Origin of the sequence: Sphingomonas aerolata (assembly GCF_023935825.1) — a bacterium.
In the GTDB taxonomy this organism is placed as follows: domain Bacteria; phylum Pseudomonadota; class Alphaproteobacteria; order Sphingomonadales; family Sphingomonadaceae; genus Sphingomonas; species Sphingomonas aerolata.
In genome coordinates this window covers 3,917,259-3,939,775 of record NZ_CP098762.1, presented here as the reverse complement: position 1 = coordinate 3,939,775, position 22,517 = coordinate 3,917,259, and the positions used below count along the sequence as shown (strand labels likewise).

Below are 22,517 nucleotides of genomic sequence, written 5' to 3'. Positions count from 1 at the left end.
TATCCACAGGCTGTGCACAAAAGGATAAGAACCGGCAAAATCGCCCCCCGCACACGGGCTGCCCGGGGACTTTTCCCCGTTATCCACAAAATATTATCCCCGCCTGTGGATAAGTTCGGCATCAGTCGGGAAATCGCGCAAAATCCGGTTGCGGCTGCTCCCTCGCTTGTGTCGCGCGCCACAGCGGCTAGGCCGGGGGGATGCTGCCCGCCACGATCCTGTCGCCCGACGTCCTCCCCGCCGCCGCGCGCTGGCTCGATCTCGCCGGGCTCGCGGTGTTCGCCGCCTCGGGCGCGCTCGCCGCGGCCAAGCGCGGGCAGACCGTCGTCACCGCGATCTTCTTCGGGCTGATCACCGGGGTCGGCGGGGGCACGGTGCGCGACCTGCTGATCGATGCGCCGGTCTTCTGGGTGCACGACGCGCGCGCCGCCAGCATGTGCCTGATCGTCGCGCTGGTGATCTGGATCACGCCCGAACGCTGGTGGCGCGACGAGGCGCTGGGCTGGTTCGATGCGATCGGGCTGGCCGCCTATGCGGTGTTCGGTGCGGCCAAGGCGCTCGGTTACGGCGTGCCGCCCGTGCCCGCGGTGCTGATGGGGGTGATGAGCGCCTGCTTCGGCGGGATCATCCGCGACGTGCTCGCGGGCGAACCCTCGATCCTGATGCGCCCCGAACTCTATGTCACCGCGGCGGCGCTCGCCGCGGCGAGCTATGTCGGGCTGGTGCTGCTGGGGGTGCCGATCGGCTGGTCCGCGGTCGTCGCGGCGAGCGCGGGGTTCAGCCTGCGCGCCGCCGCGATCCGCTTCCACCTCGCGCTGCCCGCCTACCGCGCACGCCGCTAGTCCGCAGTCAGCCGCGCACGACGCCGACCTCGGCAAAGCGGCGCGGCTCGACCGGTGGCACCGCCGCGTCGTTCAGCGCGCATTGCCAATGGCCGACATCGATCCACTGGCCGTTCTTGTACCCGACCGCGCGATAGACGCCCGCGCGGCGGAACCCGACCGATTCGTGCAGCCGGATCGATCCGTCATTGGGCAGCGCGATCACCCCGATCGCCTGGGTGAAGCCTTGCGCGCGCAGCGTGTCGATCAGCGCCTCGTACAACAGCCGCCCCGCACCCTGGCGCTGCGCCGCATCCGCGACATAGACTGTGGTCTCGACGACGAAGCGATAGGCGGCGCGCTCGCGGAACCGTCCGGCATAGCCGAACGCGATCACCCCGCCCGCATCCCCCACCGTCGCGACCAGCCAGGGATAGAGCCCGTCCGACGCCGCCATCCGCGTCCGCATCTGCCGCGTGTCGGGCGCCTCGGTTTCGAACGAGACCGTCCCCACCAGCACGTGCGGCGCATAGATGGCGGCGATCGCGGCGGCGTCCTCGGGCTGCGCCGCCCGGATCGTGATGGCCCCGGCCGTCCCGATCGCGGGCGACGCGCCCGGCATTACAGGCCGATCCGCGCGAGCAGCAGGTCGAGCAGCCTTGCGTCGCCGCCGTCGCCGGCACTCGGGCCGATGCCGCCGCATTCGAGGCAGCGTGCCTGGATCGAGCCCGAGGTCGCCAGCCGCTTCATGTCGCCGACCGCGCGCGCGACCATCTGGCGGCGGTCGAGCGCGATCCGGCCGAACGCGTCGCTGCCGGTCGTGGTGTCGTCGTCGCCCGTGTCGAAACCGGCGGCGAGCTGGGCAAGGACGCCCGGCGGCTTTTCGAGATACTCGGCATGGATCTTGGCGGGATCGAGCTTGGCGCGGCGGGCGGCCTCGGCGATCGCGTCCTTCAGCGTGCCGAACCGGTCGACCAGCCCGATCTGGCGCGCGGTGCCGCCATCCCAGACGCGGCCCTGGCCGATCGCGTCGACCCGCGCGGGGCTCAGCTTGCGCGACGCAGCGACGCGCGCGATGAACTGGCGATAGCCATTCTCGATCCCCGCCTGGATCAGCGTGTCGAACATCGGCGTCGTGCCGGCGGTGATGTCGGGCTGCCCCGACAGCGGCGTCGTCTTCACGCCGTCGGTGGTGACGCCGATCTTGGCGAGCGCGGTCTCGAACGTCGGGATGATCCCGAAGATGCCGATCGACCCGGTGATCGTGCCGGGCTCGGCGAAGATCACGTCGGCGGGCGTCGACACCCAGTATCCGCCCGATGCGGCGAGCCCGCCCATCGACACGACCACCGGCAGGCCCTTCTTCTTGGCCTCGAGGATCGCGAGCCGGATCCGTTCGGACGCGAGCACCGATCCGCCCGGCGAATCGACGCGCACGACCAGCGCCTTGAGGTTCTTCTTGGCGAGCCCGTCGAGCATCGCCTTCTCGATCGTCTTGCCCGCCGCGGTGCCGGGGCCGCCTTCGCCGTCGACGATGTCGCCCGCCACGGTCAGCACGCCGATCGCGTCGCCGCCGGTCGGCAGGGGATTGGCCTTGACCCAGGAATCATAGGTGATGGTGTTGAAACTGCCCGCAGGCTTGCTCGTGTCGGCGCCGGCGATCGCGGCGACGCGCTTGCCGAACGCGGTCCGGTCGCCGAGCTTGTCGACGATCCCTGCGCGCAGGTTCGCGGTCGCGATGTCGCCATTGGCGGCGAGCACCAGTGCGTCGGGGCGGGCGAGGAACTGCGCGATCTGCGCCTTGGGGCGGGCCTTGGCGACCGCTTCGCGCCACTGGTCGAACAGCGTGCCGTACAGCGCCTGGCTCGCCGCGCGCGCATCGTCGCTCTGGTCGGTGCGCGTATAGGGCTCGACGAACGACTTGTAGCGGCCGACGCGGTAGACATGCGTCGTGATCCCCAGTTTGTCGATCAGCCCCTTATAGTAAAGCTGGTTGCCGCCCGGCCCCATGAACAGCGTGCCGCCCAGCGGATTGACCCAGACCTCGCTCGCATTGGCCGCCAGCCGGTAGCTGCCGTCGGTATAGGCGGTGGCATAGGCCAGCACCGGCTTCTTGGCGGCGCGGACGCGCGCGATCGCATCGCCGATCTCGCCCAGCGCGGCGGGATAGGCCCCGGTAAAGCCGTCGAGATCGAGCACCAGCGCCTTCACCCGGCCATCGGTCCGCGCGGTATCGATCGCGCGCACCACGTCGCGCAGGCGGAACTGCTTCGGCGTATTCTGTCCCGACAGCGCGGCAAAGGCGGCGGGTTCGGCGGGCTGCTCGACGATCGAGCCGTTCAGGTCGAGCACCAGTGCCCCGTCCTTGATCGCCTTGGTCCCCGGCCGCGCATTGAGCGCCGCGAAGACCAGACCGAAGAACAGCAGCATCGCGATCAGGACGAGTGCGTCCTTGATCCCGACCAACAGCTTCCATGCGCCGCGTACCAGCTTCACCTGCGTCTCCTCATACCGGCACGGCCGGTTGGTGCGATGCCGGCAACGCCGGTTCACATCGACGATAGCCGCGTGTGTCATGCGGGAGCAATACGCTTCTCCGTTTCGCCCAGCGGTCGCCCGCCGGCGCTGCGCCGCGCGCGCCGGCAACCGCTCCGCCGCCACGGCCCCGCGCGCACCGCCACCCCAGCCAGTCATCCTGACGAAAGTCAGGACCCAGAGCCAAACAGGACAGCGCCCCGCAACCCTGGATCCTGACCTGCGTCAGGATGACGAGTGGAAAGGGCAGGGCCGCCAACCCCGCCGCAACGCTCTCCAAACAACCCGCCGCCCCGATCACACCGCACCGCTCCCGCACTTCCGTCATCCTGACGAAAGTCAGGATCCAGAGCCAAACAGGACAGCGCCCTGCAACCCTGGATCCTGACCTGCGTCAGGCTGACGAGCGGAAAGCGCAGGGCCGCCAACCCCGCCCGCCGCAACCGCCCCGCACAAACCGCCGCCCCATCACGCCGCACCGCCACCCCAATCCCGTCATCCTGACGAAAGTCAGGATCCAGAGCCAAGCAGGGCAGCGCCGCGCAACCCTGGGTCCTGACGTTCGTCAGGATGACGAGGGCGGAGGCGGAGACGCTCAACCCCGATCCTTCCCAAGACGGCTACGGCATTGGCCAGTCAGCCCCGCCAGCCCGCCCGCGCCCCGCCGCGCCCCCCGCAAGCCCCCCGCACAGATCTCAGGTGTCCCACGCCGCAAATCCCGCTAGGGGCGGCCGGGTGATCGAACCCGTTCCCATCGCCACCGGCCCGGCGCCCGCCGATGCCCGCGCCGAGTTTCGCGCGCTGCTGCGGCTCGCCACGCCGCTGGTCGGGGCGAACCTGATCCAGATGGCGGTGTCCGCGGTCGATGTGATCTTCGTCGCGCGGCTCGGCACGGTCGATCTTGCCGCCGCGACGCTCGGCGTGTTCGTCTTCAACCTGCTGATGTTCGCGCTGATCGGGCTGACCAGCGCGGCGGCGCCGCTGATCGCCGCCGAACTCGGCCGCCGCGCGCATGCGGTGCGCGAGGTCCGGCGCAGCGTGCGGATGGCGCTGTGGCTCGGCATCCTCGGCTCGCTCCCCGTCATCCTGATCCTCACGCAGGGCGAAACGCTGATGCGGCTCGCCGGCCAGGACCCGGAGGTCGCGCGCCGCGCCGGCCGGTTCATGACGATCATCGCCTTTGCGCTGCTGCCCGGCGTGCTCGCGGGCGTCATGCGCACCGCGGCGGCGGCGCTCGGCCGGCCGGGCTGGGCGTTTCTCGTCACCGGGCTGTCGCTGCTCGTCGGGATCGCGGGCAACTGGCTGCTGGTGTTCGGCAATCTCGGCTTTCCCGCGCTCGGGCTGGAGGGCTCGGCGCTCGCCAGCGTCGCCAGCCTCGGCGTGATGATGATCGCGTACGGCGTGATCCTGACGACCGACCGGCGGCTGCGGCGCTTCCACCTGTTCGGCCGCTGGTGGCGGACCGAATGGTCGCGCTTCCACGAGATCGTCCGGCTCGGCACGCCGATCATGCTGACCTGGATCTTCGAAGGCGCGCTGTTCGGCGGCGCGGCGCTGCTGATGGGGCTGATCGGCGTCGCGGAGGTCGCGGCGCATGCGATCGCGCTCAACATCGCCGCGGTCGCGTTTCAGGTGCCGTTCGGCGTCGCGCAGGCGGCGACGATCCGCGTCGGCATGGCGTACGGCGCGCAGGACCGGGTCTGGATCACCCGCGCGGGCAATGTCGCGCTGGTCGTCGGGATCGGCTTCATGGCGGCCAGCGCGCTGCTGATCTGGGCGGTGCCGCGGCTGATGATCGGCGTCTATGTCGATCCCGACCTGCCGCAGAACGCGGTCGTCGTCGCGCTCGCGCTGCGGTTTCTCGGCGTCGCCGCGGTGTTCCAGCTCGTCGACGGCGCGCAGGCGGTCGCGGCGGGCGTGCTGCGCGGGTTGCAGGATACCCGGACGCCGATGCTGATCGCGCTGTTCGGCTATTGGGTGATCGGCTTCGGCACCGCGATCCTGCTCGGCTTCCGCACGCCGCTTGCGGGCGAGGGGGTGTGGTGGGGGCTGTTCGCAGGGCTCGCGGTCGTGTCGGTGCTGCTGCTGTGGCGCTGGTCGCGACGTGATCGGCTGGGGCTCGTCCTGACCCGCGGAATGTAACGATTGACGCGATTTTCGTTTGGACGCCCGTTGACGATGCCGGGGACGCGGCACATATGACGGCTGTTGGCACTCGATATCGTCGAGTGCCAGAAATCTGTCACAAACCTAAAGGACATGGATCCCATGAACTTTCGTCCGTTGCACGACCGCGTGCTGGTGAAGCGCCTCGAAGCCGAAGAGAAGACGGCTGGCGGCATCATCATCCCCGACACCGCCAAGGAAAAGCCGCAGGAAGGCGAAGTCGTCGCCATCGGCACCGGGACCCGCGCCGAGAACGGCACGATCACCCCGCTCGACGTCAAGGCTGGCGACAAGATCCTGTTCGGCAAGTGGTCGGGCACCGAGGTCAAGGTCGACGGCGAAGATCTGCTGATCATGAAGGAATCGGACATTCTGGGCATCGTCGGCTGACGCCGACGTGGCCTGGATCGCCCTTTAGGGCTGGTCCGGACCGCGCTCAAAAATACCGTTTTCGTCTCAACATTCACAACATTCGTTTGAAAGGGTAGCTGACATGGCTTCCAAGGACGTAAAATTCGGTCGTGACGCGCGCGAGCGCATCCTCCGCGGCGTCGACATCCTCGCCGACGCGGTCAAGGTGACCCTGGGGCCCAAGGGCCGCAACGTCGTCATCGACAAGAGCTTCGGCGCACCGCGCATCACCAAGGACGGCGTCACCGTCGCCAAGGAGATCGAGCTCAAGGACAAGTTCGAGAACATGGGCGCGCAGATGCTGCGCGAAGTGGCCTCGAAGACCAACGACATCGCCGGTGACGGCACGACCACCGCGACGGTCCTGGCGCAGGCCATCGTCCGCGAGGGCATGAAGTCGGTCGCAGCGGGCATGAACCCGATGGATCTGAAGCGCGGCATCGATCTCGCCGTCGTCAAGGTCGTCGAGGACGTCAAGGCGCGTTCGAAGCCGGTTTCGGGTTCGAAGGAAGTGGCGCAGGTCGGCATCATCTCGGCCAATGGCGACCGTGAAGTCGGCGAGAAGATCGCCGAAGCCATGGAGAAGGTCGGCAAGGAAGGCGTGATCACCGTCGAGGAGGCCAAGGGTCTCGAATTCGAGCTCGACGTCGTCGAAGGCATGCAGTTCGACCGCGGCTATCTCTCGCCCTACTTCATCACCAACCCCGAGAAGATGACCGTCGAGCTTCAGGATCCCTACATCCTGATCCACGAGAAGAAGCTCTCGAACCTGCAGGCGATGCTCCCGATCCTGGAAGCCGTCGTTCAGTCGGGTCGTCCGCTCCTGATCATCGCCGAGGACATCGAGGGTGAGGCACTCGCCACGCTCGTCGTCAACAAGCTGCGCGGCGGCCTGAAGGTCGCAGCGGTCAAGGCACCCGGCTTCGGCGATCGTCGCAAGGCGATGCTCGAGGACATCGCGATCCTGACCAAGGGCGAGATGATCTCGGAAGACCTCGGCATCAAGCTCGAGACCGTCACGCTCGGCATGCTCGGCACCGCCAAGCGCGTCACGATCGACAAGGACAACACCGTCATCGTCGACGGTGCCGGCGATCACGAGACGATCAAGGGCCGTACCGAAGCGATCCGTCGCCAGATCGAGAACACCACCAGCGACTATGACAAGGAGAAGCTCCAGGAGCGTCTTGCCAAGCTCGCCGGCGGCGTTGCCGTGATCAAGGTCGGCGGTTCGTCGGAAGTCGAAGTCAAGGAGCGCAAGGACCGCGTCGACGACGCGCTGCACGCAACCCGCGCAGCCGTCGAAGAGGGCATCGTCCCCGGTGGTGGTACGGCGCTGCTGTACGCGACCAAGGTGCTCGACGGCCTGACCGGTGCGAACGAGGACCAGACGCGCGGTATCGACATCGTCCGCAAGTCGCTGACCGCTCTTGTTCGCCAGATCGCGCAGAATGCGGGTCATGACGGTGCGGTGGTTTCGGGCAAGCTGCTCGACGGCAACGACTCGAACATCGGCTTCAACGCCGCGACCGACACCTACGAGAACCTGGTGGAAGCCGGCGTGATCGATCCGACCAAGGTCGTCCGCACCGCGCTGCAGAACGCGGCATCGGTCGCAGGCCTGCTGATCACGACCGAAGCGGCCGTGAGCGAAATGGCCGAAGACAAGCCCGCCATGCCCATGGGCGGCGGCATGGGCGGCATGGGCGGCATGGACTTCTGATCCGAAGGGCGGCCGTAGCCAGATTGGCTACGGACTCGCCCAAGGACGGCCGGCGGGCTGGCGGCGAAAGCCACCAGTCCCGTCCGACGAAAGCAGCGGCTTCGCCGCTGCTCGGTTCCAAGCCAAACACCACCCAAAGCAAAAGGGCCGGGGAGCAATCCCCGGCCCTTTGTCCGTTCTCACTATTGACGAAAAAGCCTCAGCGGTTCTTCATCGCCGCGATCAGCTTCTTCACTTCCTGGCTGCGACCCCGCGGCATGATCAGCACGTCGTTGCCGCTCGCCACCACGATCAGGTCCTCGACCCCGACGAGCGCCACCTTGACGCCGTCGCTGCGCACCAGACAGTTCTTCGTGTCGATCGCCAGCACGCTGCCGTCGCCATCGCCGCGATGCGCATTGCCGTCCGCGTCGCGCGCGCTGATCGCATGCAGCGCGTCCCAGCTGCCGACATCGTTCCACCCCATCGCCACCGGCACTACCGCAACGCGGTCGGCCTTTTCCATCACCGCATAGTCGATCGAATCATCGGGCGATGCGGCAAAGGCCTCGGCGTCGGGATAGACGCGCGTGCCTTCGCGACGGGCGAGCTTCATCGCATCGGTCGTCGCGACCAGGATGCCGGGATCATGCTGCGCAAGGGCAGCGAGATAGGCATCGGCGCGGAACAGGAAGATGCCGCCGTTCCAGGCATGATCGCCCGAAGCCAGCATCGCCTCCGCCTTGTCGAGCGGCGGCTTCTCGACGAAGCGCGCGACGCGGTGGACACCCGCGGCCAGCTCCTCGCCGACCTGGATCCAGCCATAGCCGGTTTCAGGCGCGTCAGGGGCGATGCCGAACGTTACCAGCCAGCCCTGCGCGACCATCGGCAGCGCCGCGGCGATCGCGGCGTGGAAGGCGGGCAGGTCGGCGATGACGTGATCGGACGGCATGACGAGCATCGCGTCGCCGCTGCCGGCACCGGTCTCGCCCGCGGCGATCGCCGCCAGTGCGATCGCGGGCGCGGTGTTGCGGCCCATCGGCTCGAGGATCAGCGCCTGTGCCTCGGCGCCTGCGTCTGCCAGCTGCGCTTCGACCAGATCGGCATGCGCGGCGTTGGCGACGACGATCGGCGCGGCGAAGCGTTCGCCCTGCGCGCGGCCTGCGGTCAGCTGCAACATGGTTTGGTCCGCGGTCAGCGCGAGCATCTGCTTGGGCATTTCGGGACGCGACATCGGCCACAGCCGGGTGCCGGAACCGCCGGACAGAATCACGGGTATAATCGTTCGAACTGTCATGCGACCTCCACTCGGGAGACCGTATAACGACCAATCCGGGACTTCCAATCGCAAACCACCCCGCCAGCGCGCGGTCTTCAGCCTTTGTTTGCGAATTGGTGCAAAGAGACAGCTAGGTGTCGGGTGCGTTTACAGTCACCCTGTCGGGATCCCGCCGAACGATGATCAGGCTCTTTAAACACTACGTCCCCTATGCGGTGCTGCTGCTCGGCATCGTCGACGCCGTGCTGCTGGTCGTTGCAGGGGAGATCGGCTGGGTGGTCCGCGCGCATCAGATCGGCATGGCGGTCGAGCCGATCCACACGCGCGTGCTCCAGCTCGCGACCTTCGCCGCGGCGTTGCAGATCGCGCTGGTCGCGGTCGGCGCCTATGGCGTCGCCTCCTTCCTCTCGCTGCGGTTCGCCGCCGCGCGGCTCGCGGTCGCCTTCTCGCTCGGCGTGATCTTCCAGTCGCTGATCTTCTTCCTGGTCCCCGCGCTCACCTTCTGGCGGTCGAACCTGCTCTATGCGACGCTGATCGCCGCAGTCCTGCTGGTGACGGTCCGCGCAGTGCTCGGCCGCGCTCTGGGCGGCGACACGTTCAAGCGACGGGTCGTCGTGCTCGGCGCGGGCCATCGTGCCGCACGCATCCTCGCGCTCTCGCAACAGCCCGGGATCAACTTCGTCGCAGCGGGCTTCGTCGCGATGGGCGAGGCGGAGGCGGTGGTCGACGGCGCAGTTCCGCGCGCCGACATTCCGAACCTGGCGGCGCATATCGTCGACCTGAACGCAGGCGAGGTCGTCCTCGCGCTCGAAGAACGGCGCAACGCGCTGCCGCTCAAGGATCTGCTCCGTGTCCGCACGACCGGCGTCCAGGTCATCGAGATTTCGACCTTTCTCGAACGCGAGACCGGGCGGATCGATCTTAACAGCGTGAACCCGTCTTGGCTGATCTTTTCCGACGGTTTCGCCAGTGGCCGGATGCTGTCGAGCGTGTTCAAGCGCGCGTTCGACATCGTCGCCAGCCTGATCCTGCTCGCGGCCACGCTGCCGGTCATCCTGGTCACCGCGCTTGCGATCAAGCTCGAGTCGCGTGGCCCCGCCTTTTATCGTCAGCGGCGCGTCGGCCTCTACAATCAGGGGTTCGACATCCTGAAGCTCCGTTCGATGCGGCAGGATGCCGAGGTCGCGGGCAAGGCGGTCTGGGCGGCGGAGGACGATCCCCGGATCACGCGGATCGGCCGCTTCATCCGCAAGGTCCGCATCGACGAACTGCCACAGACCTGGACCGTGCTCCGCGGCGAGATGAGCTTTGTCGGTCCGCGCCCCGAACGGCCGCAATTCGTCGACGAACTCGAAACTCAGCTGCCCTATTATGCCGAGCGCCACATGGTGAAGCCGGGCATCACGGGCTGGGCGCAGATCAACTATCCTTACGGCGCATCGATCGAGGATGCGCGGCACAAGCTCGAATATGATCTCTATTACGCCAAGAATTATTCGCCCTTCCTCGACATGCTGATCCTCTTGCAGACGCTCCGGGTCGTCCTTTGGCCAACTGGCGCGCGCTGAACGTGGCATGATCGCGCTGCTGATCCTGTGGACGCACGCACTGGCCGCGCTGTTGTTCGGCGCGCTCGTGTTCAGGCAGGCGCAGCGGCCGGCCGGCGGCTGGTCGAACGCGGCCTTTGTCGGCCCGCTTATCCTGACGACGCTCTGGGCGCTGGCCGTGTCGGGCATAGACTTTCGCGATGTCAGCACCCGGATCGCCGAAAGTGCACGTACCATCGCCTGGCTCGGATTCATGTTCGCGCTCGTACGCAGGGAACGCACCGGCAATCGTGCGCTGGGTGCTGTCTATGGCACCGTCGTGGCAATCGCAGTGATCAGCGCGCTGCTCGCGGTCGTTGAACTGGTACCGATGGACGCCGATGCGCAGGCACAGACCGAGTCGGCGCGGCTGGTGTTCGGGATGATGGTGGCGATCAGCGCCCTGGTGCTGGTCCATCATCTGCATCAGGCAGCACGGGCCTCGCCCGACGCGGCGTGGCACGGCGGACGGCTGGTCGTGGTCGCGGTCACGATCATGTGGAGCGTCGATCTGCTGCTGGCTGTCAGCGCCTATGTCGCGCCGCGCTGGACGCCTGTGATCGTTGCCGTACGCGGTGTCGCGATGATCGGCATGGCGCTGCTCCTGCTCGTCGCGGTCACCCGTCGCGGCGACTGGACGTTCGCGGTGTCGCGGCGCGTCGCCACCCGGTCGCTCGGCGCGGTCGCGGTGATCAGCTATGTCGGGATCACCGCCGTCGCGACCAGCGTCGCCGACGCCTATGGCGGCGATCATGCGCGGCTGATCCAGACCGCGATCATCTGCGGTGCAACCGCCGCGCTGTTCGGGCTGCTGGCGACGTCGTCGCTGCGCGCATGGGCGAAGGTGAAGATCGCCAAGCACCTCTTTCGCCATCGCTATGATTATCGCGCAGAGTGGCAGCGTTTCACCGAGACGCTGGGCGCACCGGGCGACGGCGCCGCGCCGCTCGACGGGCGCATCGTGAAGGCGGTGGCGGACCTGACCGACAGCCCGGGCGGTCTCTTGCTCGTCCCCGACGGCCTCGGCATGAGCAGCGCCGCCGCCTGGAACTGGGAGATGGCAACGGCGCCGGCACCAATGTCGGATCGGGCGCTGGCCGAGCGTCTTCGTCTCAGCCCGCGGATCATCGAACTCGACCCCGTACGACGCGGCACGGCCCCGGCGGAGGAAATTGCGAGCGTGCCGCACTGGCTCAGCGCGTACCCCGCCGCCTGGGCGATCGTGCCTCTGGTGCATGGCGGTGCACTGGTTGGCGCGATCATTCTCGCCCGTCCGCCGGTCGATCGCGCGCTGGACTGGGAGGATTTCGACCTGTTGCGGGTCGCGGGCCGGCAGGCGGCGAGCTACCTCGCCGAAGACCGTGCGCATGCAGCGCTCGCGGACGCGCAGCGGTTCGACGAATTCAACCGCCGCTTCGCGTTCATCCTGCACGATATCAAGAACCTCGTCAGCCAGTTGACGCTGGTCGCGCGCAACGCAGAGCGTCACGCCGACAATCCGGCGTTCCGCGTCGACATGGTCGCCACTCTTCAGGACTCAGTCGATCGCATGAACGCGCTGCTCGGCCGGCTTTCACAAACGCACGCAGCCCCCGGCGAGCCGTTCCAGCCGGTCGATGTCGCAGCGCTGGTCAACCGCGTCGTCGGCGCGCGTCGCGCACAGCATCCGATCGCGGCACAGGCGACCGGACAGGTGCTCGCCCGGGCGCAGCTGGCACGGCTCGAACAGGTGCTGGGCCATCTGATCCAGAACGGGATCGAAGCGAGCGACCGCGACGCTCCGATCGTCGTCGCGGTTGCGGCGAACGGCGCGACCATCGCGATCGACGTGATCGACCAGGGGTGCGGGATGAGCCCGGGCTTCGTCCGCCATCAGCTGTTCCGGCCGTTCGCCTCGTCAAAGCCGCTGGGGTTCGGGATCGGCGCGTTCGAGGCACTGCAACTGGTCGAGGCGATGGGCGGGTCGCTCGATGTCTTCAGTCGGGAAGGTGAGGGGACGCGGTTCCGCATATCGTTGCCGGCGGCCGATGCGATGGAGGCGGCGGCATGAGCGCATCGGCATCCCCTGTGGAGGCGCGCCCGGTGCTTCTGATCGTCGAGGACGATCTCGGGCTGCAGCGACAGCTGCGCTGGGCGTATGAGGGCTATGAGATCGTCGTCGCCAGCGACCGCGCCACCGCGATCGAAGCGATCCGGGCGCACGAACCCGCCGTCGTCACGCTCGATCTCGGCCTGCCACCCGATCCCGATGGCGTCACCGAAGGCTTTGCGACGCTGCGCGAAATCCTCGCGCTGAAACCCGATACCAAAGTGATCATCGCGTCCGGGCACGGCGCCCGCGAAAGCGCGCTGAGCGCGATCGCGGAGGGGGCGTGGGATTTCTATGCCAAACCGATCGATATCGACGTGCTCGGGATGATCGTCGCACGTGCGTTCCACGTCCATGGCCTCGAGGCGGAGAACCGGCGGCTTGCGGCGCGGGTAGCAGCGAGCGGGACGGGATTTGGCGGCGTGATCGCTGCCTCGCCCGAAATGGCGCTGGTGACGCGGACGCTCGAACGGGTCGCGCCCGCCAATGTGGCGGTGATGCTGCTGGGCGCGAGCGGCACGGGCAAGGAAGTGCTCGCGCGCGGCATCCATGATGCGTCGCCGCGCGCGCGGGGCAGGTTCGTCGCGATCAACTGCGCGGCAATTCCCGAGACGTTGCTCGAAAGTGAACTGTTCGGTCATGAAAAGGGGGCGTTCACCGGCGCGATCAAGACCACCGAGGGCAAGATCGAACAGGCGGCGGGTGGCACGCTGTTCCTCGACGAGATCGGCGACGTGCCGCTGACGCTGCAGGTCAAACTGTTGCGGTTCCTGCAGGAACGGGTGATCGAGCGGGTCGGCGGCCGCAAGGCGATCCCGGTCGACACGCGGATCGTCTGCGCGACGCATCAGGATGTCGACGCGATGGTCGCGACGGGACGTTTTCGTGAGGATCTCTATTATCGGCTGGCGGAAATCGTCGTGCGGATCCCTTCGCTGGCCGAGCGCAGCGGCGACGCGGGGCTGCTCGCGCGGCATTTTCTGGCGAAGTACGCCAGGACGATGAATGCCGGCGTGACCGGCCTCGCCCCCGATGCGCGCGCGGCGATCGATGGCTGGAGCTGGCCGGGCAATGTCCGCGAGCTCGAAAACCGGATCAAGCGCGCGGTGATCATGGCCGACGGCAAGCTGATTACCGCTGCCGATCTCGACCTCGGCGGTACCGCCGACACGGCCGACGGGCTGAACCTGCGGGCGGCGAGGGAGGTGGCGGATCGCAAGGCCATCCGTCGCGCGTTGAGCCGTGCCGGGGGCAATATCTCGAGCGCCTCCAGGCTGCTCGGGATCAGCCGGCCGACGCTGTACGATCTGCTGAAAAGCTACGATCTCCATGCGTGACCCGCGATATCCGCTGTTGCGCCGCGGACGCGCGCGCCGGCGCCGGCGTGTGTTCACGCGGAGCCATGCCCGTCTGCTGGCGATCGGGCTGCTCGTGCTGGCCGTCGCGGGGACGGCGACGCTGCTGACGCTGCGGCGCGATCCCCCCGATGCGCGACGCTTGCTCCGCGACGCGCGGATCACGTTGCAGTCGGGCAATTACAGCGCGGCCCGGTCCAATGCGCAGGCGGCGATCGCGGCGGCGCCGTCGAACGGGCCTGCGCATGTCGTCCTTGCACGCGCCCTGCTCGAACTGGGAGACGGGCTCGCAGCCGAGGCCGAACTGACCCGCGCGCGCGATACCGGCATTGCGATCGCCACGCTCTACCCGTTCCAGGCGCAGGCGCGGCTGCTCCAGAATGATCCGGTCGGTGCGATCGAGGCGGCCGACCGCGCCGCACCGCGCCAGGCCGCCTATGCCCGCCGCATCCGCGCCGCGGCGCTGGCGCTGCTTGGTAACGGCGCTGCGGCCCGCGCCGATCTTGGCCGGCTGGTGGCAGAGCAGCCGCGCGACGGGCGCAGCTGGACCGCGCTGGGCCGCGTGGCGCTGGCTATGGGCGATGTCGGTACCGCCGCGGATGCTGCGACGCGTGCGGTCGCGCTGTTGCCGGATGAGCCCGCGGCGCTGACGTTGCAGGGCGAGATTGTCCGACGGCGCTACGGCCTAGTCGCAGCACTCCCCTGGTTCGAACGCGCGCTTGCACGCGATGCCTATTATCATCCGGCGCTGATCGAATATGCCGCCACGCTCGGCGATGCCGGGCGATATCGCGCCATGCTGGCGGCGACGCGACGCGCGCAGCGGGCTCGACCCGGCAGCCCGCAGGCGCTGTATCTCCAGGCGGTGCTCGCGGCGCGCGCGGGCCGGACCGATCTCGCGCGCGGGTTGCTCCAGAAGACCGGCGGGGCGATCGACAGCCTGCCCGGCGCGATCCTGCTCAGCGGTGCGCTCGACTATACCGAGGGGCGGTTCGAACAGGCCGGCGCGATGTGGCGTGGCCTCGCGCGGCAACAGCCGCTCAATGTCAGCATGCGCCGGCTGTTGGGGGCCGCACTGCTGCGGTCGGGTGATCCGCGCGGCGCGCAGGAGGTGCTGAGGCCGATCGTCACCCGTGATGACGCCGACAGCTATGCGCTCGTGCTTTTCGCGCGTGCGGCGGCCGCGACCGCAACGACGGACCGGGAGCACGATGCTGTGGCGCAGGATCTCGATCGCGCCAACCGGGGTGCCACCGGGATGGCGACGGCCTTCGCGATCGACGATCAGGTCGGCACGCTCGACGCCGCGATCCTGCAGGCCCCGGGGGATCCGGGCGCGCTGCTGGCGGCGATCCGTGGCCGGATTCAGGCGCGCGCGCCGGGTGATGCGCTTGCCCGCGCGCGCAGCCTTGCGCGGGCAAGCCCCGGCGCGCCCGCCGCCCAGTCGACGCTGGGCGACACCTTCGCGGTGGCGGGACGTTACGCGGACGCTGCACCGCTCTATGCGCGCGCCGCGGATCTCAGCTTCGACGAACCGACGATGCTGCGCCTGGTCGATGCTCTGAGCCGGGTCTCGCGACAGCGCCAGGCATCGACCGCGCTGGCCCTGTATCTTTCGCAAAATCCGCAGAGCCTGACCGGCCAGCGCATCCTTGGCCATTGGCACGTGATGGCGGGCAACTGGACCGCGGCGATCGAGACGCTCGAAGCGGTGCGCAGGCGGATCGGCAATCGTGACGCGGGGCTGCTGACAGATCTCGCGCGCGCCTATGCCGGGGCGGCGCCGCGTGACGGCGCAGATACGGCAGCGCTTCGCTATGCGCGCGCCGCCCATGCGCTTGCGCCGATGAATGCAGCGGCGACCGACGCCTATGGCATCGCGCTGGCGGGCGTGGGCAAGCTGGACGGTGCGCGGCAGGTGCTGACCAAGGCGGTGGCGCTGGCCCCCGGGGATCGCGCCATCGCCAGCCATCTCGCCCAGCTCCGTTAGACCTTGTCGCACGGCGGCGGTGTCGTCATGACCGCGCGATGACCGACCCGCTCGACAGGATCGCCGCCGCCCTCGAACGCCTCTCGCCGCCGCCGCCGCCAGTAGCGGACTGTCTGGCGTTTCCCGCCTATGTGTGGCGCAACCGGGCGCTTGTCCCGATCCGCGGTTTCGCCCCGCTGCCGCTCGATCTGCTTATAGGTATCGATCGGCAGAAGCACCTGCTGCTGGACATGGTCCGGCGGGTCGCCCACGGCCACGCGGCGCATGACGTGCTGCTATGGGGCGCGCGCGGTACCGGTAAATCGGCGCTGGTGAAAAGCGTCGTCGCCGCGGTCCAGGCCGAACAGCGCGATGTCGCGCTGATCGAGATCGCCGACATGACCGCGCTGCCGGACCTGTTCGCGATGCTGGCACCTGTGGATCGCGCCTTCATCGTCTTCGTCGACGATCTCGGCATCGATACTCCGTCCGAGGCGCGTGTGCTGAGATCCGTGCTCGAAGGCGGTGCAGAGCCACGTCCCGCCAATGTGCGTCTGGCCGTGACGGCGAACCGCCGGCATCTGGCGCCACGCGATATGGCCGAACAGGAAAGCGCCATCAATCCACGCGATTCGATCGACGACCAACTGGCGCTGGCGGATCGGTTCGGACTCAGTCTGGGGTTTCATGCCGTCGATCAGGACGGCTATCTGGCGATCGTCGCGGGCTATGCGGCGCTACACGATCTGCCATTTCGGCCCGACGAGGCCCTGACATGGGCAACGCAGCGGGGAAGTCGTTCCGGGCGTGTTGGCTGGCAGTATATCGTTGATCTAGCGGGGCGGTCCCGGCGCGCGATCAGCAAATAACGTAAAAAGGGCCGGCGCCGAAGCGCCGACCCACAGAACAGCTTAGTTGCTGTCCGAATCGTTGTCGTTGTCGTCCTTGACGATGGCGACAACGCCAATCGCAACGACGCCAGCTGCGATCAGGCCGGCGATCACGCCAGCGCCTGCAGCCTTGTTCTTGCCGGTCGTTGCCGAACCGACGCGTGCCTTCGAAACCGACAGGCTCGACGCAGGGTTGGCAGGCGCAGCAACGGCTGCAACCGACGTGGACATCATAGCGATAGCGAGCGCGCTACCGGTCAGGTTCTTCAGCTTCATAAGACTCTCCAAAACGTACAATGGCGGGATGCTGCAACGCAGTAACATGTGTCAAGTTCCAAATGGTTCGGAACGGTTTAGCCGCCGCTATTCGCCAACCTGCTCAGCCAGTTCGAGCCAGCGGAGTTCCGCAGCCTCCTTTTCGGCGCGCGCCGCCTCGATCGCGGCGGTCAGCCTGGCGAAGGTCGCATTGTCGCGCATGTACAGGTTCGGCGCAGCAAGCTTTGCGGCATCGCTCGCGATCTGGGCGTCAAGCGCCTCGATCCGCTTGGGGAGCAATTCATAATCGCGCTGATCCTTGTAGGTCAGTTTCGCGCGCGGCGCGGGGGCCGGCGGCGCGGTCGCGGCAACCTTCTTCGAGGCCCGCTTGCCGCTGGTCTGGGTCGCACGGCGCTTTTCCCAGTCCTCATATCCGCCGGCGACGACATCGACGGTCCCGGACCCGTCGAGCCCGAGCGTGATCGTCACGGTCCGGTCGAGAAAGTCGCGATCATGGCTGACGATCAGGACGGTGCCGTCATAATCGCCGATCACCTCCTGCAACAGGTCGAGCGTTTCGAGGTCGAGATCGTTGGTCGGCTCGTCGAGCACGAGCAGGTTCGACGGCTTGGCGAATTCGCGCGCGAGCAGCAGCCGCGATCGCTCGCCACCCGATAGCGACCCGATCTTGGCGTCCACCATGTTCGGGTCGAACAGGAATTCCTTGAGATACCCGTGGATGTGCTTGCGCACACCAAGCACGTCGATCCATTCGCCGCCATCGACGACGACCTCGCGGACCGTCTTTTCAGGCGCCATTAGGCTGCGCTGCTGGTCGATCACGACCGCGTCGAGCGTCTGGGCGAGCTTGATCGAGCCGCTGTCGGGCTGGATCTCGCCGGTCAGCAGCTTCAACAGCGTCGACTTGCCCGCGCCGTTGCGACCGACGATACCGATCCGGTCGCCGCGCGTGACGCGCAGCGTCAGGTCGCCGATGATTGTCCGGTCCCCATACGCCTTGGTGACGTTCTTGGCGTCGATCACCACCTTCGACTTGGTGTCGTCGCTGCCCGTCACGAGATTGGCCGAACCCTGCGGCCCGATCATGGAGGCGCGTTCGGCGCGCATCTCGTGCAGCTTGGTCAGGCGTCCTTGGTTGCGCTTGCGCCGCCCGGTGACGCCGCGAAGCAGCCAATGCTCTTCCAGCTTCAGGCGTGCGTCGAGCTTCTCGGCCTGGCGCTGTTCCTCGGCATAGACCTGTTCGGTCCACGCCTCGAATCCGCCGAAACCGATCTCCGCACGCCGGATCGCGCCGCGGTCGAGCCACAGGGTCTGCTTGGTGAGACGCGTCAGGAAGGTACGGTCATGGCTGATAACGACGAACGCGCCGCGGAAGCGCTTGAGCCAGTCCTCGATCCATTCGATCGCGCCGATGTCGAGATGGTTGGTCGGCTCGTCGAGCAGCAGCACGTCGGGGTCCTGCGCCAGCGCACGGACGATCGCCGCGCGGCGGCGCTCGCCACCCGACGCGGATGCGGCTTCACGCGACAGATCGATGCCGAGCTGGTCGGCGATCGAGTCGGCTTCGTAGCTGACCGGCGCATCGTCGCCGCCCATCACGTAATCGCGCAGGGTCGCAAAGCCGCGCAGGTCGGGCTCCTGCTCGAGGATGACGACCCGGGTGCTCGGGACGATCGTCCGGCGGCCCTCATCGCCCTCGATGCTGCCGCCGAGCAGCTTGAGCAGGGTCGTCTTGCCTGCGCCGTTGCGGCCGATCAGCGCGAGGCGATCGCGCGGACCGATATGGATGTCAAGGTTGCGAAAAAGCCATCCAGAACCCTGGACAAGGCCGAGGCCTTCGAATGCGAGAATAGGTGCTGCCATGTCCGGGTCACCTAGGGTCGCCGGGTGATGCAGGCAAGTTACACTATGCTGTCGTCCTGCTGTCGCCCTCATTCACAGGCTGTTCAATGCGCCGGGCCTATGCCACCTCCATGAAGATGCTGCTGTTCCTGACCGCTTTTGCTGCTTTCCCGGTGCTGACGGGCGTCGCCGTCGCGCAGGCGCCCGATCAGCGGCATGGCGACCAGCGATCCGCCTTCGAAGCCCGCAAGACGGGGCGGTCCCTGTCGTTGCGCGAAATCGAGGCGCGGGTGATCCCGACGATGCGCGGCTCGCAGTATATTGGCTTCGACTATGATTCGGGCAGCGCCATTTACACGCTCAAGTTCCTGCGCGATGGAACCGTGATCTGGGTCGATGTCGACGGCCGGACTGGCCAGATCGTCGGCCGCACCGACCGGTAACCCGGTAGCGGGCAATTCAAGCGAGAGGATTATCATGCGCGTTCTGATCGTCGAGGACGAGCCGAATCTTGGGGCTCAGCTCAAGAATACCCTCGAGGGCGCCGGCTATGCGATCGACCTCGCAGTCGATGGCGAGGAGGGGCATTTCCTGGGTTCGACCGAGAATTACGATGCCGTCGTGCTCGACCTTGGCCTGCCCGAGATCGACGGCCTTACCGTGCTCGACCGCTGGCGCAAGGAGGGCAAGGTCATGCCCGTCCTGGTGCTGACCGCGCGCGACAGCTGGTCCGACAAGGTCGCCGGGCTCGACGCGGGCGCAGACGACTATGTCGCCAAGCCTTTCCAGAGCGAGGAACTCATCGCGCGCCTGCGGGCGCTCATCCGCCGTGCGAGCGGCAATGCCTCTTCCGAACTGACTGCTGGCGACATCCGCCTTGACACGCGCAGCGGCAAGGTGACGCGTGCGGGCGAGCCGGTGAAGCTGACCGCGCAGGAATATAAGCTGCTGAGCTATCTGCTGCACCACAAGGGCAAGGTCGTCAGCCGAACCGAGCTGATCGAGCATATCTACGATCAGGATTTCGATCGCGATTCAAACACGATCGAGGTGTTCGTGACGCGTATTCGCAAGAAGCTGGGTCAGGACGTGATCACCACGATCCGCGGGCTGGGCTACAGCCTCGAAGATCCGGACGCCTGATCCCAATCTATGACCGCGTCGACATTATCAGATGGGCCAATTCGTGTGCCCGCGGCGGTGAAGGGATCGCTTTCAAGGCGGATGATCCTGATCGCAGCGGTGTGGATTGGCCTCTTGTTGAGCGGCGGCGGGTATGCGCTCGACCGGGTACTGGCCCAGGCGGTGACGCGCAATTTCGATGACCAGCTCGAATACGTCCTGCGTTCGTTGCTCAATTCTTCGGAAATCGGGCCCGACGGCGAGGTGCTATTCTCGCGCGAGGCGGTCGCCGACCAGCGGTTCCTCGAGCCAGGGTCGGGCCTCTATTATCAAGTTGCGGGAAGGGGCGCCGCCGACCTAGACTACACCTCGCGATCGCTATGGGATCGTCGGCTGGCGTTCGGATCGGCGCATGACGATCGCAATGTTCACTTTTACGACAGCACGCAGTTTCCGGATGAAAAGCTGCGGATCGTCGAGCGTGACGCGGTTATTCCGGGATCAAAGGTTCGCTGGCGGTTTCAGGTTGCGCAGAGTCGCTACGGTCTTGACGCGCAGATCACTACCCTGCGACGTACGCTGGTTCGCAGCTTTGCACTGCTCGCGCTCGGGCTCATCGTACTGGCTGCGCTCCAGACCTTCTACGGCCTCTGGCCGTTGCGTCGCGTTCGCGAGGAAATCGGCCGGATGCGCGCGGGCCAGTCCAACCGGGTGGGCAGTGCGATGCCGATCGAGGTCGCGCCGATGGTCGAGGAACTGAACGCGCTGATCGAACATAACGAACGCCAGGCCGAGGAAGCGCGACGGCATGCGGGCAATCTCGCGCATGCGCTGAAAACCCCGCTGACCGTGATCATGAACGCCGCGACCGCGCAATCGGACGATCTGGCGGATACCGTCATTCGTGAAGCGCGGACGATGCGGCGCCAGGTCGATCATCACCTCGCGCGTGCGCGTGCGGTCGGCCGGCGCGGTTCGGCGCATAGCCGGGCCGATGTCTGGCCGAGCCTCGAATCGGTCGAGCGTGCAGTCGCCCGGCTGTATCGGCATGTCCGCATCGACATCACCGGCGACAAGACGCTCAAGGTTCATGTCGAACGCCAGGATCTCGACGAGATGCTCGGCAATCTGATCGAGAACGCCGCCAAATATGGCGGTGGCAGCGTCTTCGTGACGGTCGGCGCGCAGGCCGGGTTCGTCGAGTTCCTGGTCGAAGACGACGGCGTCGGCATTCCCGAGGAACAGCGCGTCCGCATCTTCGACCGCGGCGTCCGGCTCGATACGGGCAAGCCGGGTACGGGTCTCGGGCTCGCGATCGTCCGCGACGTCGCCGAGATCTACGAGGGCACAGTCGGGCTCGAGGAGAGCGAGGACCTCGGCGGACTTATGGTCCGCCTGAGGTTGCCCGCCGCGAGCTGATCAGGCCGCGATCTTCAACTCCTGCATCACGTCGGCGGTGATCGACAGGCTCCGCTTGCGCGCTTCGTGATCGAAGATCGCACTCGTCACCATCACCTCGTCGACGCCGGTGCGCTCGACGAACGCGGCGATCCCGCGCGCGACCTTGGCCGGGCTGCCCACGGCCGAGCATTGCAGGACATGGTCGAGAATCTGGTTGCCCTGCGCGCCGAGCGATTCGCGATAACCCGCGACCGGCGGCGGCAACTGGCGCGGATTGCCGGTGCGGAGCGCGACGAACGACTGTTGCTGCGAACTGGCGAGCAGTTCGGCCTCGGCATCGGTATCCGCGGCAAAGACGTTGAACCCTGCCATGACGTGCGGCTTTGCCAGCCGCGCGGAGGGGCGGAAATCGCGACGATAGATGGCGAGGGCCGCATCGAGCGCATCGGGCGCGAAATGCGAAGCGAAGGCATAGGGCAGGCCGAGTGCGGCGGCGAGCTGCGCACCGAAGGTGCTCGAGCCGAGAATCCACATCTCGACATCCGCGCCCGCGCCCGGCGTCGCGACGATTCCGGTCTGGCCGTCATTGGCGAAATAGCTCTGCAACTCCATCACGTCCTGCGGGAAGGCGTTGGCGTCGGTTTCGAGCGTGCGGCGCATCGCGCGGGCCACCCGCTGGTCCGAACCGGGCGCGCGGCCGAGGCCGAGGTCGATCCGGCCCGGGAACAGCGCGTCGAGCGTCCCGAACTGCTCGGCGATCACCAGCGGTGCGTGGTTCGGGAGCATGATCCCGCCCGATCCGACGCGGATCGTACTGGTCGCGGCGGCGATATGCGCGATCACGACGGCGGTCGCAGCAGAGGCGATACCGGTCATGCCGTGATGTTCGGCAACCCAGTAACGCTGGAATCCGACGCTCTCGGCATGCCGCGCGAGGTCGGCCGCGTTGGCGAGCGATTGTGAAACGGTGCCGCCTTGGACGACGGGGACGAGATCGAGCAGGGAATAGCGTGTCATGCATTGGATATAGGTACCGAGCGGTAGCTTATCCAGTGTCCGGCAAATTTGCTGCC

Annotated in this window: 18 protein-coding genes; 12 read left to right on the top strand and 6 right to left on the bottom strand. The window is 67.3% G+C overall.

From position 1 onward, the window contains the following. Positions 1-200: 200 nt before the first annotated feature. Complete coding sequence (locus NEF64_RS18015) at positions 201-842, top strand: trimeric intracellular cation channel family protein (RefSeq protein ID WP_056408854.1); 642 nt, start codon at positions 201-203, stop codon at positions 840-842. A gap of 7 nt (positions 843-849) precedes the next feature. On the opposite strand, the gene NEF64_RS18010 is transcribed toward NEF64_RS18015, so the two are convergent. Both NEF64_RS18010 and sppA read right to left on the bottom strand, forming a co-directional pair. After that, positions 850-1,443, bottom strand: coding sequence for a GNAT family N-acetyltransferase (locus tag NEF64_RS18010; protein ID WP_056408857.1), 594 nt, complete (start codon positions 1,441-1,443; stop codon positions 850-852). Continuing rightward, the gene (sppA, locus tag NEF64_RS18005; RefSeq protein WP_056409227.1) at positions 1,443-3,317 is read right to left on the bottom strand and encodes a signal peptide peptidase SppA; all 1,875 of its coding nucleotides are present in this window, start codon (positions 3,315-3,317) and stop codon (positions 1,443-1,445) included. Before sppA ends, NEF64_RS18010 begins: the two co-directional genes overlap by 1 nt. Positions 3,318-4,091: 774 nt before the next feature. Between sppA and NEF64_RS18000 the strand changes: the two genes are divergently transcribed. The 3 genes from NEF64_RS18000 to groL all read left to right on the top strand — a co-directional run bounded on the left by NEF64_RS18000 (position 4,092) and on the right by groL (position 7,656). Further along, positions 4,092-5,498, top strand: coding sequence for an MATE family efflux transporter (locus NEF64_RS18000; protein ID WP_320466410.1), 1,407 nt, complete (start codon positions 4,092-4,094; stop codon positions 5,496-5,498). Positions 5,499-5,624: 126 nt separating this feature from the next. Next, positions 5,625-5,912, top strand: a complete 288-nt coding sequence (groES, locus tag NEF64_RS17995) for a co-chaperone GroES (protein ID WP_031394281.1) — start codon at positions 5,625-5,627, stop codon at positions 5,910-5,912. Between the two features lie 103 nt (positions 5,913-6,015). Further along, entirely contained in the window at positions 6,016-7,656 is a 1,641-nt protein-coding gene (gene groL / locus NEF64_RS17990; protein WP_252574372.1) for a chaperonin GroEL, read from the top strand. A 199-nt stretch (positions 7,657-7,855) separates the two neighbouring features. Here the strand turns inward: groL and NEF64_RS17985 are convergent, their stop codons facing one another. Further along, complete coding sequence (locus NEF64_RS17985; RefSeq protein ID WP_082447034.1) at positions 7,856-8,932, bottom strand: mannose-1-phosphate guanylyltransferase/mannose-6-phosphate isomerase; 1,077 nt, start codon at positions 8,930-8,932, stop codon at positions 7,856-7,858. Positions 8,933-9,093: 161 nt separating this feature from the next. On the opposite strand from NEF64_RS17985, the gene NEF64_RS17980 reads away from it, so the two are divergent. Genes NEF64_RS17980 through NEF64_RS17960 form a run of 5 tightly spaced genes read left to right on the top strand, consistent with a single transcriptional unit; the run spans position 9,094 to position 16,782 of the window. Beyond that, positions 9,094-10,482 (top strand): TIGR03013 family XrtA/PEP-CTERM system glycosyltransferase, encoded by a 1,389-nt coding sequence (locus NEF64_RS17980; RefSeq protein WP_056408859.1) that lies wholly within the window; start codon positions 9,094-9,096, stop codon positions 10,480-10,482. Between the two features lie 7 nt (positions 10,483-10,489). Further along, positions 10,490-12,550 carry an XrtA/PEP-CTERM system histidine kinase PrsK gene (prsK, locus tag NEF64_RS17975; RefSeq protein ID WP_056408860.1) on the top strand — a complete coding sequence of 687 codons (2,061 nt, stop codon included), beginning with the start codon at positions 10,490-10,492 and terminating at the stop codon, positions 12,548-12,550. Beyond that, positions 12,547-13,926, top strand: a complete 1,380-nt coding sequence (prsR, locus tag NEF64_RS17970; protein ID WP_056408862.1) for a PEP-CTERM-box response regulator transcription factor — start codon at positions 12,547-12,549, stop codon at positions 13,924-13,926. The genes prsK and prsR overlap by 4 nt, the downstream gene beginning before the upstream one ends. Next, a complete protein-coding gene (locus tag NEF64_RS17965) occupies positions 13,919-15,934 on the top strand; it encodes a tetratricopeptide repeat protein (RefSeq protein ID WP_056408864.1) in 2,016 nt (671 codons plus the stop codon). The genes prsR and NEF64_RS17965 overlap by 8 nt, the downstream gene beginning before the upstream one ends. Before the next feature lie 38 nt (positions 15,935-15,972). After that, on the top strand, positions 15,973-16,782 hold the full coding sequence (locus tag NEF64_RS17960; protein ID WP_031393486.1) for an ATP-binding protein: 810 nt from the start codon (positions 15,973-15,975) through the stop codon (positions 16,780-16,782). 42 nt (positions 16,783-16,824) lie between these two features. Here the strand turns inward: NEF64_RS17960 and NEF64_RS17955 are convergent, their stop codons facing one another. Together NEF64_RS17955 and NEF64_RS17950 are read right to left on the bottom strand one after the other, a co-directional pair. Then, positions 16,825-17,079, bottom strand: a complete 255-nt coding sequence (locus NEF64_RS17955; protein WP_031393487.1) for a hypothetical protein — start codon at positions 17,077-17,079, stop codon at positions 16,825-16,827. Positions 17,080-17,166: 87 nt separating this feature from the next. Then, positions 17,167-18,942, bottom strand: a complete 1,776-nt coding sequence (locus tag NEF64_RS17950) for an ABC-F family ATP-binding cassette domain-containing protein (protein WP_056408866.1) — start codon at positions 18,940-18,942, stop codon at positions 17,167-17,169. A 110-nt stretch (positions 18,943-19,052) separates the two neighbouring features. Between NEF64_RS17950 and NEF64_RS17945 the strand changes: the two genes are divergently transcribed. From NEF64_RS17945 to NEF64_RS17935, 3 genes are all read left to right on the top strand, one after another. Continuing rightward, on the top strand, positions 19,053-19,364 hold the full coding sequence (locus NEF64_RS17945; RefSeq protein ID WP_031393489.1) for a hypothetical protein: 312 nt from the start codon (positions 19,053-19,055) through the stop codon (positions 19,362-19,364). A gap of 34 nt (positions 19,365-19,398) precedes the next feature. Beyond that, on the top strand, positions 19,399-20,064 hold the full coding sequence (locus tag NEF64_RS17940; RefSeq protein ID WP_031393490.1) for a response regulator transcription factor: 666 nt from the start codon (positions 19,399-19,401) through the stop codon (positions 20,062-20,064). A gap of 81 nt (positions 20,065-20,145) precedes the next feature. Then, positions 20,146-21,462, top strand: coding sequence for a sensor histidine kinase (locus tag NEF64_RS17935; RefSeq protein ID WP_056408868.1), 1,317 nt, complete (start codon positions 20,146-20,148; stop codon positions 21,460-21,462). On the opposite strand, the gene NEF64_RS17930 is transcribed toward NEF64_RS17935, so the two are convergent. After that, positions 21,463-22,461, bottom strand: coding sequence for an LLM class flavin-dependent oxidoreductase (locus tag NEF64_RS17930; RefSeq protein ID WP_031393492.1), 999 nt, complete (start codon positions 22,459-22,461; stop codon positions 21,463-21,465). Between the last annotated feature and the right edge of the window lie 56 nt (positions 22,462-22,517).

Excerpts from the sequence above, each read along its gene's own strand:
- NEF64_RS18015 (WP_056408854.1), top strand. The coding sequence starts at position 201 with ATGCTGCCCGCCACGATCCTGTCGCCCGACGTCCTCCCCGCCGCCGCG.
- NEF64_RS18010 (WP_056408857.1), bottom strand. The coding sequence starts at position 1,443 with ATGCCGGGCGCGTCGCCCGCGATCGGGACGGCCGGGGCCATCACGATC.
- groES (WP_031394281.1), top strand. The coding sequence starts at position 5,625 with ATGAACTTTCGTCCGTTGCACGACCGCGTGCTGGTGAAGCGCCTCGAA.
- groL (WP_252574372.1), top strand. The coding sequence starts at position 6,016 with ATGGCTTCCAAGGACGTAAAATTCGGTCGTGACGCGCGCGAGCGCATC.
- NEF64_RS17985 (WP_082447034.1), bottom strand. The coding sequence starts at position 8,932 with ATGACAGTTCGAACGATTATACCCGTGATTCTGTCCGGCGGTTCCGGC.
- NEF64_RS17980 (WP_056408859.1), top strand. The coding sequence starts at position 9,094 with ATGATCAGGCTCTTTAAACACTACGTCCCCTATGCGGTGCTGCTGCTC.
- prsK (WP_056408860.1), top strand. The coding sequence starts at position 10,490 with ATGATCGCGCTGCTGATCCTGTGGACGCACGCACTGGCCGCGCTGTTG.
- prsR (WP_056408862.1), top strand. The coding sequence starts at position 12,547 with ATGAGCGCATCGGCATCCCCTGTGGAGGCGCGCCCGGTGCTTCTGATC.
- NEF64_RS17965 (WP_056408864.1), top strand. The coding sequence starts at position 13,919 with ATGCGTGACCCGCGATATCCGCTGTTGCGCCGCGGACGCGCGCGCCGG.
- NEF64_RS17960 (WP_031393486.1), top strand. The coding sequence starts at position 15,973 with ATGACCGACCCGCTCGACAGGATCGCCGCCGCCCTCGAACGCCTCTCG.
- NEF64_RS17955 (WP_031393487.1), bottom strand. The coding sequence starts at position 17,079 with ATGAAGCTGAAGAACCTGACCGGTAGCGCGCTCGCTATCGCTATGATG.
- NEF64_RS17950 (WP_056408866.1), bottom strand. The coding sequence starts at position 18,942 with ATGGCAGCACCTATTCTCGCATTCGAAGGCCTCGGCCTTGTCCAGGGT.
- NEF64_RS17945 (WP_031393489.1), top strand. The coding sequence starts at position 19,053 with ATGAAGATGCTGCTGTTCCTGACCGCTTTTGCTGCTTTCCCGGTGCTG.
- NEF64_RS17940 (WP_031393490.1), top strand. The coding sequence starts at position 19,399 with ATGCGCGTTCTGATCGTCGAGGACGAGCCGAATCTTGGGGCTCAGCTC.
- NEF64_RS17935 (WP_056408868.1), top strand. The coding sequence starts at position 20,146 with ATGATCCTGATCGCAGCGGTGTGGATTGGCCTCTTGTTGAGCGGCGGC.
- NEF64_RS17930 (WP_031393492.1), bottom strand. The coding sequence starts at position 22,461 with ATGACACGCTATTCCCTGCTCGATCTCGTCCCCGTCGTCCAAGGCGGC.